Source organism: Roseateles sp. UC29_93 (assembly GCF_042695725.1).
In the GTDB taxonomy this organism is placed as follows: Bacteria; Pseudomonadota; Gammaproteobacteria; order Burkholderiales; family Burkholderiaceae_C; genus Roseateles; species Roseateles noduli_A.
On sequence record NZ_CP170545.1, the window covers coordinates 3,335,889 to 3,348,292 of the forward strand.

Below are 12,404 nucleotides of genomic sequence, written 5' to 3' on the forward strand. Positions count from 1 at the left end.
GCGACTTGCCCGAATAGGTGATGAGGTCGCGCGCCGTCTCCTCGAACCCGGTCGTGTGCGTGAGCACATGGCGCAGCGTCATTGCCTTGCCGTTGAACTGGGGGATCTTGAAGTCGAGGTACTGGTTGAGGTCGGCGTCCAGGTTGAGCTTGCCCTGCTCGACCAACTGCATCACCGCCGTCCACGTGAACAGCTTGGACACGGAGCCCGGGCGGAACAGCGTGCGATCCGCATCGACGGGCACGCGCCGTTCCCAGTCGGCGTAGCCGTAGCCCTTCTGGATCAGCGGCTGGCCGTCCTTCACGATGACGACGACGGCGCCCGGCACCTGCGCCATCTTCAGCGCGGCGGGCATCAGTCCGTCGAGCCAGGCCTGCGTGTCGGCCAGCGTCATCGGCTGGGCGGCTGCCTTCGCGCTGGCGGTCGGCGTCGCGGCGGAGGGCGCCGAAGCCGGTGCTGTCGCAGTGATCGGCGCGATCGGCGCGGACTTTGGCGTGGTGGTCGGCGTCTGCGCGGAGGCGTTCGGCGCGGCGGCGCCGAACGCGGCCAGCATCAGCGCGACGAGGCGCAAGGTCAGTGGCTTCATGGGTCGGCGTTCAGAAGTTGTAGGTGACCGTGGCGCCGATCGTGCGCGGCTGCGCCGGCGTCGCGCGCAGCGGGCCGCCGAAGGCGGTGAGCGCGGTGTCGGCGCCGAGGATCGCGCGCTTGTCGGTCAGGTTGCGGACGAAGGCGGACAGCTGCCAGGCGCCGAAGTCCATGCCCCACTGCGCGTCGACCAGCGTGTAGGCCGGCATCACGAAGTTGGGGATGGAGGTGGTGTCGCTGTCGTAGCCTGCGTTGCGCTTGCCGACGTGCCGCACCTGCAGGCTGGCGTAGGACGGCTTGCCGGCCAACGCGAAGGCGTAGCGCGCGCCCAGGGACACGGACAGCCGGGCCGAGTTCGGCAGCTTCGCGCCGGAGGGGCCGAGGGCCGGCGCGTCTTCCTTCAGCTTGCCGTCGGTCCAGGCCAGGCTGCCCTCCAGCCGCCAGTCGTCGTTGATCGCATAACGCGACGCCAGTTCCAGCCCCTTGACCTCGGCCTTGCCGGCGTTGCCCATCACCGTCGTCGCGCCGAAGGCGAGCGGCTGCTGCAGCTTGCTCCAGCGGATGTCGAAGAGCGCGACCTCCAGCGACAGGCGCCGGTCCAGCAGGTCGGCCTTGTAGCCGGCCTCGTAGCTCCAGAGCGTGTCGGCCTCGAACGAGGTCGGCGCGCCGGGGATGACCTGGCCGTTCTCGTCGATGGCCTGCGGGTTGGGACCGCCCGGGCGGTAGCCGCTGGCGGCGCGGACGTACACGCTGCTCTGCTTGTCGAGCGAATAACGACCCGTCACCAGGTAGGTGTTCGACCGGTCCTTGGATGTGGCCGGCGTCGGGAAGTCCGGGACGTCGTTGGTGAGCGTCTCGTACGCCTGCTTGTTGCGCGCCACGCGAGCCCCCAGCGTGAAGGAGAGCGCCGAGCTCGGATTCCAGGTCACGTCGCCGTAGACGGCGTTCTCCTCGTAGCTCGCGGGCTGGCCCACGCGCACGAGCTCCATGTCCGCGTCGGCGCCGGTGGGCCGGCCCCACAGGCGCTGGTGGTAGTTGTTGCGTTCCTTGTTGTGATACAGGCCGATCAGCCATTCGATGGTGCCCCGCGCCGACGTCAGGCGCAGCTCCTGCGTTTCCTTGCGCAGCTTCGTGCGGTTGTCCAGCTGCACGAAGTCGAAGGCACCGCCGCCGAGGATCTCGGTGGCGTCCAGCAGCGTGTCGCCGTTGAAGCGCTGGCTGGACACGATGGCGTTCAGGCGCGCCCAGCCGAAGTCGTAGTCGACGTCGGCGGAGAGCAGTCGCGTGCGGATGCTGTAGGGCTCGGAGATCGACAGGTCATGGGTCAGGTCGCCGTGGATCGGCTGACCGGTCGCGACGTCGTACTGGACCACGCCGGTGCCGTCGCGCTCGATCTTCTGGTCGACCGCGGAGAGGCGGACCTTCATCTTTGACATCGGCTCCAGCAGCAGCGAGACCCGTCCGCCGCGCGTGTCGCCGTCGTTGACGTGCTTGCCTGGCGCCAGGCCGGAGGCCTTGATGTAGCCGCCGTCATGGTCGTTGAAGGCGGCCACGCGCAGGGCGGCGACGCCGGCGCTCAGCGGCACGTTCACCACCGCGTTCTCCGTGTGTCCGAGCGCGCCGCCCTTGATGCCGCGCACGCCCAGGCCGACCTTGCCGGAGAACTCCAGGGTGTCGGGTTCGTTGGTGACGTACTTGAGCAGGCCGCCCATCGCGCCCGCGCCGTAGAGCGTGCCCTGCGGGCCGCGCAGCAGCTCGATGTGATGCAGGTCCAGCAGCGACATGTCGAGCGCAGCCACCGCCGCGCCGCCGAAGGCGGTGCTGGAGCCGTAGGCCACCTCGTCGACATAGGTGCCGACCGTCGCCGTGCCGGCGCTGCCCACGTTGATGCCGCGGATGCTGACCTGCCCCCGGCCCGGGCCGCCGTCACTGCTCACGTCCACGCCGGGCAGGCTGCCCACGTAGTCGACCAGGGAGCTGGCGCCGGAACGCTCCAGGCCCTCGGTGCTGATCGTCTCGACGCGCAGCGGCACGTCGCGCAGCGGCTCGCGGCGGCGTGTCGCGGTGACGGTCACGACTTCCAGCTTCTCCGCCTTGACCGCGGCGCGGTCGCCTTGCTTCTCCGTGGGCACCGCGGACGAGGCCGGCGAGGCGGGCGCCGCCGGTGCGGCGGCCTGGCTCCAGGCGGGCAACGCGTGCATCGCCGCCAGGCAGGGCAGCAGCAGCGGCGCTACGGCGAAGCGTCGCGCGGCGGACGCTCGGCGGCCGGAGCGGGGAGAGCGGGGGGAGGCGTTCATTCGGTGGACTCCTGGCGAGGCGGGCGAAGTTGAGCCACAAGTTTCCATTTTGGAAAAAGCTTTCACATTGGTGGAAACCTTAGCTGCTATCGCGCGAAGCTTCAACTCAGGGTGATCGCGGTGGTCCGCCGGGGAGGCCTTGCTAAGATCGCCGCACTGTTTGCTTCTCCCGACCATGGCCATCGACTCGAACCTTCCTGGTGACCACATCCGCAGCGTGCGCCGACGGCTGGGCCTGACGCTCAGCGACGTGAGCGGGCGGACCGGCCTGGCGGTGTCGACGCTTTCCAAACTGGAAAAGGGCAATGTCTCGCTGTCCTACGACAAGCTGATGCTGCTCAGCAAGGGGCTGGGCGTGGACATGGCCGAGCTGCTGGCCGACGTGCCGGGCACGCGCGCCGCGCCGGGCGGCGCCGGGCGCCGCATCGTCGAGCGCGCAGGGGAAGGGCAGCAGGTGGTGACCGAGAGCTACCAGCAGCTCTACCTGGCGACGGAGCTGCTCAACAAGCGCGTCACGCCCTTGATCGCCGAAGTCCGCGCCCGCACGCTGGACGAGTTCAAGGCGGAGTTCGGCGACCTCATCCGCCATCCGGGCGAGGAATTCGCATACGTGCTCGAGGGCGAGATCGCCTTCCACTGCGAACTGTATGCGCCCGTGGTGCTGAAGGCGGGTGACTCGATCTACTTCGACAGCGAGATGGGGCACGCCTACCTGAAGGCGTCCGACGAACGCTGCCGCGTGCTGGCGACCTGCGCGCCACGCAGCAGCGGCACGCCGGACGGCTTCAGCCAGCATTTCATCGATGTCTCGCGGCGACTGCAGGAGCCGGCGCCGGCGCCAGCGCCCTCGGGCAAGGGTGCGAAGGCGGGCGGCAAGGCGCGTTCGTCAAAGCGTTGAGGCGGGAGCTTCCAGCTTCCTGAGCATCGGCGTCAGCGCCAACAGCGCGACAGCCGACATGGCAGCAAGCGCCGCGAGCAGCACGAAGAAGGCTGCGGGGCCGAGCCACTCCCACGCGCGTCCCACGACGCCCGACAGCAGGTTGCCCGCGAAGGCCGCGAGGAACCACGCGGCGATGACCGTCGCGCCCATGCCCGACGGCGCGAGCCGCGCGAACAGTCCCAGGCCGACGGGCAGGATGTAGAGCTCGCCGATCGTGTAGACCGCGAAGAACACCAGCAGCCACAGGCCGCTCACCGGCTTGCCATCGGACATCGCGGCCATCCCCGCCAGCATCAGATAGGCCGCGGCGACGCCGGCCGCGCCGATCGCCATCTTCCGGACCGGCGCCGGTTCGCGGCCCCGCACGGCGGCGCGCCGCCATGCGCGGATCAGCAGCGGCGTGAACAGGAAGACGAACAGCGGGTTGAGCGACTGCACCCAGGTCACCGGGACCGCGAAACCGAAGACGTGCAGATCGATGCTCGTGTCCGCCCACAGCGCCAGCGTGTTGCCGCTGTGCGCGTAGGCGCTGCGGAACACCATCACCGACAAGGCCACGAGCAGCAGCGGCATGACGATCGCCGCGCCGCCGGGCTTGCGACGCGCGTTCCCGCCCGCAGATCCCGCCGCGCCCATGGAGCCGGTCGAACCCGCGACCCCCGCCGCATCGGGGCTCGCGGCGTTGGCGGCGCGGGCCGACGTGTCGCGCGGCCGGTCCTGCGGCAGATGCCGCCCGCCGAGCAGATAGATCGCCAGGCCCACGCACATGCCCACGCCCGCGGCGCCGAAGCCCCAATGCCAGCCGTAGACCTCGCCCAGCGTGCCGCAGGCCAGCGGTGCGAGCAGGCCGCCGAGGTTCACGCCGACGTAGTAGACGTTGTAGGCGCCGCCGCGGCGCGGATCGTCCTCGGCGTAGAGGTCGCCGACCTGGCTCGGCAGGTTGGGCAGGAACAGGCCGTTGCCCAGCGCGATCAGCACGAGGCTCGGGTAGAACAGCGTCTCCCAGCTCAGCGCGAAGTGCCCGACCGCCATCAGGCTGCCGCCGATCACGATCGCGAGGCGCCTTCCCAGCCAGCGGTCGGCGAGGTAGCCGCCGGCGATCGGCGTGAGGAACACGCCGCCCGTGTACAGCCCGTAGATCAGCGAAGCGTCCGCCTGCGAGAAGTGCAGCTGCTTGGTCATGTAATAGACCAGCAGCGCGCTCATTCCGTAGAAGGAGAAACGCTCCCACATCTCGGTCAGGAACAGCACGGTGAGCCCGCGCGGCTGGCCGAACCAGGTCGCGCGCAGGGGCGTCGCGGCGTCGGGGGCAGGGCTGGGGGTGGTCATGGTGGCGCTCATCGTCGCGGTGCCTCCGGAAGGATTTCTGCGGGTCTTCCCGTGACAAACAAGGTTGTGCATCGAGTTGTCTGGATGGTAGAGTTATTTTCCATTTTGGAAAGTAGCTAAAAACCATGAGTGAGACGACCGCCCGCAGCGTGGATTGCCTGGTGATCGGGGCCGGCATCGCCGGGGCGTCGGTCGCGGCGAACCTGGCGCCGCACATGACGGTGGCCGTGCTCGAAGCGGAAGCGCATGCCGGGTATCACACGACCGGCCGGTCCGCGGCGCTGTATTCGGCGCTCTACGGCAACGCGCCGGTCCGGGCGCTGACGCGGGCGAGCCGCCCGTTCTTCGATCAACCGACGGCGGGCTTCGCCGAGGTGCCGCTGCTGCGGGCGCGTGACACGCTTTATCTGATCGGCGCCGGGCAGCAGGCCATCGCCGACCGGTTCGCCGCGGATGAGGACGTGCGCGCACAAACGCTCCGGCTGGATGCGGACGAGGTGATCAGGCGCCTGGCCATCCTTCAGCGCGATCGGATCGAGGGCGCGTTGCTCGACGACACGTCGGCGGACATCGATGTCGACGCGCTGCATCAAGGCTACCTTCGCCAGGCCCGGGCCGGTGGCGTGCGGCTGCACCTCGGCTCGCCGCTGCGCGAGCTGGTGCGGGAGAAGAAGGGCTGGCTCGCCCGCACCGACAGCTTCAGCGTGCGCGCGCCGCTGGTGATCAACGCGGCCGGCGCCTGGGCGGACACGGTGGCCCAACTGGCCGGCGTCGCGCCCTTGTCCCTGCAGCCGCTGCGGCGCACCGCCGCGCTGATCGACGTGCCGGCGGGCGTTGCCGCCGCCGAGGCGGCCGACTGGCCGGCGGTCATCGCCATCGACGAGAGCCACTACTTCAAGCCGGATGCCGGCCTGCTGCTGATCTCTCCGGCGGACGAGACGCCGAGCCCGCCCTGCGACGCGCAGCCCGAGGAGCTGGACGTGGCCATCGCGGTGGACCGCTTCGAGACGCTCAGCGGGCAACGCGTCGCGCGGGTGCGCCATCGTTGGGCCGGGCTGCGCGTGTTCAGTCCCGACCGCACGCCGGTGGTGGGGTTCGATCCGACGGCGCCGGGCTTCTTCTGGTGCGCCGGGCAGGGCGGCTACGGCATCCAGACCGCGCCGGCGCTGAGCCGCGCGGCGGCGGCGCTCGCGCTCGGCCAGGACCTGCCAGATGACATCGCTCTTGCCGGCGTGCACGCCCGGGATCTTTCCCCTCATCGTTTCCGCAACACCTGACCCTCCACGCTCTGTTCCCGATGTCATGACCCGTCTTCAACTGTCCAGCCATGTCGAGCAGCTCGTGCTGCGCGAGCCCTTCGTCATCTCCGGCTACCGCTTCACCGAGATGCCCGCGATGCGCGTCGTCTTGCGGGATGGCCCGTACGAAGGGCGCGGCGAAGCCGCCGGCGTCTACTACCTGGACGACCGTCCGGCGGACATGCCGGCGCAGCTGGAGGCCGTGCGTGAGGCCATCGAGGGCGGCATCGGTCGGCAGGCGCTGCGGCGCCTGCTGCCGCCGGGCGGTGCGCGCAACGCGGTCGACTGCGCGCTGTGGGAACTCGAAGCCCGGCGCGCCGGCCGGGCCGTCTGGCAGATGGCGGGGCTCAGCGAGCCGCGGCCGCTGACCACGACCATCACCTTGGGCGTCGGCGAGCCGGGCGCGATGGCGGAGGCCGCGCTGGTGCTGCGCGACATGCGGGCGCTCAAGCTCAAGCTCACCGGCGACACCGACGCGGACATCGCGCGAGTGCGGGCGGTGCGCGGCGCGCGGCCCGACGTGTGGCTGAGCGTCGACGCCAACCAGGGCTTCACGCCGACCACGATCGAGCCGCTGCTGCCGGTGCTGGTCGCGTGCGACGTGAGCCTTGTCGAGCAGCCGTTCGCGCGCGGCCGCGAGGCCGACATGGCGCTCGTCGATTTCCCGATGCCGACGGCGGCGGACGAAAGCTGCCTGAACCTCGACGAACTCGAGTCGCTGCCGGGTCGCTTCGACGTGCTCAACATCAAGCTCGACAAATGCGGCGGCTTGACCGAAGGGCTGCTGATGGCGCACCGCGCGCGGGTGCTCAAGCTCGGCGTGATGGTCGGCAACATGGGCGGCACCAGCCTGGCGATGGCGCCGGCGATGCTGGTCGGCCAGCTGTGCGACATCGTCGACCTCGACGGGCCGACGATCCTGCTGCAGGACGTCGTGCCCGGCGTGCGGTACGGAGCAGGGACGGTGGACTGCCCGGTGGCGGTGTGGGGGTAGGACGACTGCGGCTGTGACGCAGCGCTGCTCTAGCTCGCCGCGGAGACCCGCGTGAACCGCATCACCCAGTTCGTCTCCCAAGTGCTCCCGCCGTCGGCGGAGAACGCCTGCTCCCAGCGGGGCTCCTCCGGGTTGCGCTTGTCCCAGGTGAAGCGGACCTTGATGTCTCGGCCGTCCAGCACGTCGTCGGCGAAGAAGAGGCCGACCGGGCCGTCGAAGCGGCCCTTGACCGGCACGTCCAGCGCATGCGGCGCGCGGCTGTCCAGCCACCAGATCGCCCATTGCCCGCTCGTGGTATCGAAGGACCGGAGCGCCACCGCGCGATAGCTGCCCTCTGGGAGATCCAGCTCGTTGTCCTCGAGGTTGCCCAGACCGCCCAGGATGGGCCGTGTCGTGCAGCGACCCTCGAAGGAGGTCCACTCGTCGCAAGCGCTCAAACGCCGATTCAATCGGCGGTGCTGGACGGTCCAGGCGCCGAATTCGAAGTTGAAATCATCGGCGCCTGTGGAAGGGGGCGTGTGCATGGCGGGCCTCGGGTCGGGTGGTCGACCGGCCCAGTTTCCGCGCGAGGCCGTCCAGTTCTGGCAGCAGACCCGGACGCCCGTTTCAGGCCCGTTTCAGGCCTGTCTTATGCCGTTTCAGGGTCTGTGCGCGATGGCGAAGTCGAGCGCGGCTCGCACCGCCGTCACCTGCGCTTCGACGCATTCCTCCGGGTTGGTGCGCGGACTGTCCGGATAGACCTCGGTGGTCGTCGTGAACGGTGCTCGCGTCACGCATGCGCACAGCCCCGAGTTGCGGACGGGGAACTCGATGACGCCGCGTGCGCTCAAGGGCGCGCCGATGATGTGGCCGTCCGCATCGGGCGGCGCGATGTGGGTGACCCGCTCCACCGCCTCGATGATCGCCTGCTGGAAATCGAGCCGGGTCGTCTCACTGTCGCCGACCAGATAGAAGCCGTCGGGCACTTCCTCGGCCTCGAGCGGCTTGCCGTCGCGGGCCGCGAGCGCCAGGCGGAACTCGGTGATGTCGGTGTCCGTCGTCTCGTGCAGGTCGATGTGCATCAGGAACTGGCCGGCGTACGGCGCCAGCAGCTCGATCAGCGCCGACGACTCCGCCGCCTCGCGTCGCGCGCCGAAGTTCCGGTTGGGATCGACCGCGTGATAGTTCCAGCGGCAGATGCGCTCATAGGCCCACGGGCTCACGCAAGGCGCGACGAGGACGTTCACGCGATCGCCGAAGGCTTCGGCGTGTTCCTCGGCGAAGCGCAGCGCACCGAGCACGCCGCTGGTCTCGTAGCCGTGGACACCGCCGGTGACCAGCGCCACCGGGCGCGACGGATCCCACGAGCGGCTCTTCAACGCGAGCAGCGGGTAGGTGTCGGCGCCATACGCCAGTTGCCCGTAGCGGACGATCTCGAAGCGGTCGGCCAGGGCCTCGACGCGCGTGACGACGTCGTCCTGATAACGCCGGGAGGCCACCTGGCGTTCGCGCCAGGCGGTGCGTTCGGCGTCGCCCCACGGGACGCCGGGAGTGCCGATGGGATAGAAACGCGCTGAGGTCATGAATGCTCCGTAACCGGGGAGGGCCATCAAGAGACCGAGTGTCTCCCATTCGCGAGGCTCGACTATCCTGCGGCGGCATTTCGAATGGACGGCGGATGCCACCGCAGTGCGACGTCATGCGCCGCGATGCATCGCTGTCACGCGGCATTCACTTGACCTCAAACCAGGAGCTGCAGGCATGAAGTACACCAAGCTGGGCAACACGGGACTGGATGTCTCGCGGCTGTGCCTGGGATGCATGACCTTCGGGGCCGCCGACGTCGGCAACCACAGTTGGACCTTGGACCTCGACGCCTCCCGCCCGATCTTCCGCAAGGCGGTCGACAGCGGCATCACCTTCTTCGACACCGCCAACAGCTACTCCGGCGGCACCTCCGAGCAGATGGTGGGCGTGCTGCTCAAGGAGATGACGCGCCGCGAGGAGGTCGTGCTCGCGACCAAGATGTACTTCCCGTACGAGACGCCTGAAGGCGTCAGGCATCGCCGGGGCCTGTCGCGCAAGCAGGTGCTCGCCGAGATCGATGCGAGCCTGGCGCGACTGGGCACCGATTACGTCGACCTGCTGCAGATCCACCGCTGGGATCACGACACGCCGATCGAGGAGACGATGTGCGCGCTGCATGACGTGGTGCGCTCGGGTCGGGCCCGTTACCTCGGCGCGTCCTCGATGTATGCGTGGCAGTTCGCGAAGGCGCAGGAGGTGGCGCGCCGCAACGGCTGGACGCCGTTCGTGAGCATGCAGAACCACGTCAACCTGCTGTACCGCGAAGAGGAGCGGGAGATGATCCCGCTGTGCGCGGACCAGGGCGTGGGACTGATCCCGTGGAGTCCGATGGCACGCGGCCGTCTCACCCGGCCCGCGGACGAGGCCACGCCGCGGCTGCAGACGGACGACGTCGGCAAGCGGCTCTACGACAGGTCGGGCGAGCAGGACCGCCCCGTCATCCAGGCCGTGCAGGACCTCGCGGCCAAGCGCGGCGCGAAGATGGCGCAGGTCGCGCTGGCCTGGGTGCTGGCGAAGCCGCAGGTGACGGCGCCGATCATCGGCGCCTCGAAGATCGGGCAGCTGGAGGACGCGGTGGGGGCGCTCGATGTCGCGCTCGATGCCGAGGAGATCGCCGCGCTGGAGGCCCCCTACGTACCGCACGCGATCAGCGGACACGAGTAAATCCGGGCCGCGCGACCGGCGGCGTTGCGCTACCCTGGGCGCTCGGGCCCGGCGTCATCCATCCGGTGGTGGCGAGGCGGATCCCGCGAGGAATACAGGGATGGATGCCGCACATCAGGCGCACGGGAGGCGCACGATCCTGCTCGTCGATGACGAGGCCGCGCACCGCTATGCACTGCGGCGCCGGCTGGAACTCGCAGGCTTCGCGGTCGTCGAGGCGCCGGATGGCGCGCAGGCGCTGAGGCAGGCTGTCGATGGCGACGGTGCCGGGGTCGACGCGGTCATCCTCGACGTCATGCTGCCCGACATCAGCGGCTTCGAGGTCTGCCGGCAGCTGCGCGCGTCGACGTCGACCGCGTCGGTGCCGATCATTCATGTCTCCGGCATCCACGTCGCGGACCGGGACCTGGTCCATGGGCTTGAAAGCGGCGCGGACGCCTATCTCACGCGCCCCGTCGACGAGGACGTGCTGATCGCCAACCTGCATGCGCTGCTGCGGCGGCGCGAGGTGCTGCGGTCGCTCTCCGACGAGCTCGACCAGAAACGGCTCGACGAGGAACGCGCGCGGGATCTGTTCCTCGCCATCCTCGGACACGATCTGCGCAATCCGCTGGACGCGATCTCGATGAGCAGCCAGCTGCTGGCGAAGGCGCCGCTGTCCGCCGAGCTGACGCAGAAGATGGCGTCCCGCATCACGGCGGCGTCACAGCGCATGACGCACATGCTCGACGACATTCAGGATTACGCCCGGAGCCGGCTCGGCGCCGACCTGATCCTCCGGCGTACGCCGCAGCGCCTGGGCGCGTTGGCGTCCGCGGCGATCGACGAGGCGCGGGCGCCAATCCGGGCCTCGTCGTCGAGCTGGTGCAGGAGTCGCCGGACGACGGCTGGTGGGATGGCGAGCGCTTGTCGCGTGTCATCGCCAACCTGTTGCGCAACGCCGTGGAGCATGGGGCCGTCGGCCGGCCGATCGTCGTGAGGACGAGTGGTCGTGCCGACCTCCGCGTACTGTCGGTGCGCAACGAAGGCCAGCCGATTCCGGAGGACGTGCGGGAACGGCTCTTCGAACCGATGGTCCATCGGGCCACGGACGCACCGGCGGCCAGCAACATGGGCCTGGGGCTTTTCGTGTGCCGCACGATCGTCGAGGCCCACGGCGGACGCATCGGCGTCCAGACCGGCGACGCGGGCACCGAGTTCCGGATCGAGCTGCCCGCCGGGCCGGCTGGCGCCGCCGACTGCGCGGAAGGCGTCTGAGCTACTATCGGCCCATAGACCGTGAGGTTGTCATCCCGAAGTCCTTGCCCCGTTCGAGCGTGTCGGATGCGCCGCAAGTCCTCGCCTTGATCGCTTGGCGCTTCTGTTCGCGCCGCATGTCGTGGCGCGAAACGCGAGGAGTAGGACGATGGCTGTACCGCAGGACCTGGAAGCCCTCCGGGCCTCATTGCGCACCTGCGTGGACGCGCTCCACCGGCGTCGCGCGAGCGAGATCCCCGAACTGCTGATCGATCGGCTCGTGAGCCAGCATTGGCTGGAATGGCGGGGTGGGGCCTTGTGCCTGACCGAGGTCGGCGAGGGCATCTACTGGCAGGAGCTGGCGTGAACACCGCGGCGGTGATGCCATGCTGATCCGGACGCGTCTGGCCAACATCAGCGGCCTGCGGATCGATTCGTTTGATCTGGTCTTTGTCACGGCACCCGCGACGGACGTCGGGGCGGTGATCTTTCAGCGGCCGGGGCTGCCGACGCGGAGGGTGCTCCACGTGGAGGGCGTCGCTGATGATCGCGAGGCGGCTGCGCAGGCGATCAGGAGAGCGCTCGACCCGTCGCTGAGCAGCGACGGGTGGAAGCTGTGAGGCTCGAAGGCGCGGCTCCGGGGAGATGCGCCTGTCAGCTCACTCAGCCCGCGTTCAGATGACGCGGATGCCGGAGGCTTGGGGACCCTTCGGGCCGTCCTTGGTCTCGAACTCGACCTTGGCGCCTTCGGCCAGCGTGCGGAAGCCGCCGGAGCTCTGGATTTCGCTGTGATGGGCGAACAGGTCCTTGGAGCCGTCTTCCGGGGTGATGAAGCCGAAGCCCTTGTCGTCGCTGAACCACTTCACAGTGCCGGTCTTCTTGGTCGTCATGTTGTTTCCTTTGGAATGAATGACAGGAAAAAACCCGGCGCACGATTGCGGGCCGGGACAGACACACTCAAGAGCTTGCAGCGGGGGGGTGTTGCTGAAGCAGTC

Annotated in this window: 13 protein-coding genes and 1 pseudogene; 8 read left to right on the top strand and 6 right to left on the bottom strand. The window is 69.4% G+C overall.

From position 1 onward, the window contains the following. Window positions 1-94: 94 nt before the first annotated feature. Window positions 95-586 (bottom strand): annotated as a pseudogene (locus ACFJIX_RS15510) (serine hydrolase domain-containing protein); the annotation flags it as partial. 10 nt (window positions 587-596) lie between these two features. Next, window positions 597-2,882, bottom strand: coding sequence for a TonB-dependent receptor (locus ACFJIX_RS15515; protein ID WP_377152454.1), 2,286 nt, complete (start codon window positions 2,880-2,882; stop codon window positions 597-599). 175 nt (window positions 2,883-3,057) lie between these two features. On the opposite strand from ACFJIX_RS15515, the gene ACFJIX_RS15520 reads away from it, so the two are divergent. Beyond that, entirely contained in the window at window positions 3,058-3,780 is a 723-nt protein-coding gene (locus tag ACFJIX_RS15520) for a helix-turn-helix domain-containing protein (protein WP_377152458.1), read from the top strand. Here ACFJIX_RS15520 and ACFJIX_RS15525 read toward each other — a convergent pair. Further along, window positions 3,769-5,151 (bottom strand): peptide MFS transporter, encoded by a 1,383-nt coding sequence (locus ACFJIX_RS15525; RefSeq protein WP_377152461.1) that lies wholly within the window; start codon window positions 5,149-5,151, stop codon window positions 3,769-3,771. The two genes, ACFJIX_RS15520 and ACFJIX_RS15525, sit on opposite strands and share 12 nt — an antisense overlap. A 125-nt stretch (window positions 5,152-5,276) precedes the next feature. Between ACFJIX_RS15525 and ACFJIX_RS15530 the strand changes: the two genes are divergently transcribed. Both ACFJIX_RS15530 and ACFJIX_RS15535 read left to right on the top strand, forming a co-directional pair. Further along, window positions 5,277-6,428, top strand: coding sequence for an NAD(P)/FAD-dependent oxidoreductase (locus tag ACFJIX_RS15530; RefSeq protein WP_377152464.1), 1,152 nt, complete (start codon window positions 5,277-5,279; stop codon window positions 6,426-6,428). Between the two features lie 25 nt (window positions 6,429-6,453). Continuing rightward, entirely contained in the window at window positions 6,454-7,443 is a 990-nt protein-coding gene (locus ACFJIX_RS15535; protein WP_377152467.1) for a dipeptide epimerase, read from the top strand. Between the two features lie 29 nt (window positions 7,444-7,472). Here ACFJIX_RS15535 and ACFJIX_RS15540 read toward each other — a convergent pair whose 3' ends face one another. After that, window positions 7,473-7,967: a DUF1579 domain-containing protein gene (locus ACFJIX_RS15540; RefSeq protein WP_377152470.1), complete on the bottom strand. Its 495-nt coding sequence runs from the start codon at window positions 7,965-7,967 to the stop codon at window positions 7,473-7,475. A gap of 114 nt (window positions 7,968-8,081) precedes the next feature. Beyond that, window positions 8,082-9,005, bottom strand: coding sequence for a M14 family metallocarboxypeptidase (locus ACFJIX_RS15545; protein ID WP_377152473.1), 924 nt, complete (start codon window positions 9,003-9,005; stop codon window positions 8,082-8,084). 178 nt (window positions 9,006-9,183) lie between these two features. Between ACFJIX_RS15545 and ACFJIX_RS15550 the strand changes: the two genes are divergently transcribed. From ACFJIX_RS15550 to ACFJIX_RS15570, 5 genes are all read left to right on the top strand, one after another. Then, the gene (locus ACFJIX_RS15550; protein WP_377152475.1) at window positions 9,184-10,173 is read left to right on the top strand and encodes an aldo/keto reductase; all 990 of its coding nucleotides are present in this window, start codon (window positions 9,184-9,186) and stop codon (window positions 10,171-10,173) included. A 100-nt stretch (window positions 10,174-10,273) separates the two neighbouring features. Beyond that, on the top strand, window positions 10,274-11,152 hold the full coding sequence (locus ACFJIX_RS15555) for a response regulator (RefSeq protein ID WP_377152478.1): 879 nt from the start codon (window positions 10,274-10,276) through the stop codon (window positions 11,150-11,152). Next, window positions 11,116-11,430: a sensor histidine kinase gene (locus ACFJIX_RS15560; RefSeq protein WP_377152481.1), complete on the top strand. Its 315-nt coding sequence runs from the start codon at window positions 11,116-11,118 to the stop codon at window positions 11,428-11,430. Before ACFJIX_RS15555 ends, ACFJIX_RS15560 begins: the two co-directional genes overlap by 37 nt. A gap of 148 nt (window positions 11,431-11,578) precedes the next feature. Next, window positions 11,579-11,776 carry a hypothetical protein gene (locus ACFJIX_RS15565; protein WP_377152484.1) on the top strand — a complete coding sequence of 66 codons (198 nt, stop codon included), beginning with the start codon at window positions 11,579-11,581 and terminating at the stop codon, window positions 11,774-11,776. 19 nt (window positions 11,777-11,795) lie between these two features. Then, on the top strand, window positions 11,796-12,029 hold the full coding sequence (locus tag ACFJIX_RS15570; protein WP_377152486.1) for a hypothetical protein: 234 nt from the start codon (window positions 11,796-11,798) through the stop codon (window positions 12,027-12,029). Between the two features lie 54 nt (window positions 12,030-12,083). Here ACFJIX_RS15570 and ACFJIX_RS15575 read toward each other — a convergent pair whose 3' ends face one another. Continuing rightward, window positions 12,084-12,299, bottom strand: a complete 216-nt coding sequence (locus ACFJIX_RS15575; protein WP_377152489.1) for a cold-shock protein — start codon at window positions 12,297-12,299, stop codon at window positions 12,084-12,086. Window positions 12,300-12,404: the final 105 nt, after the last annotated feature.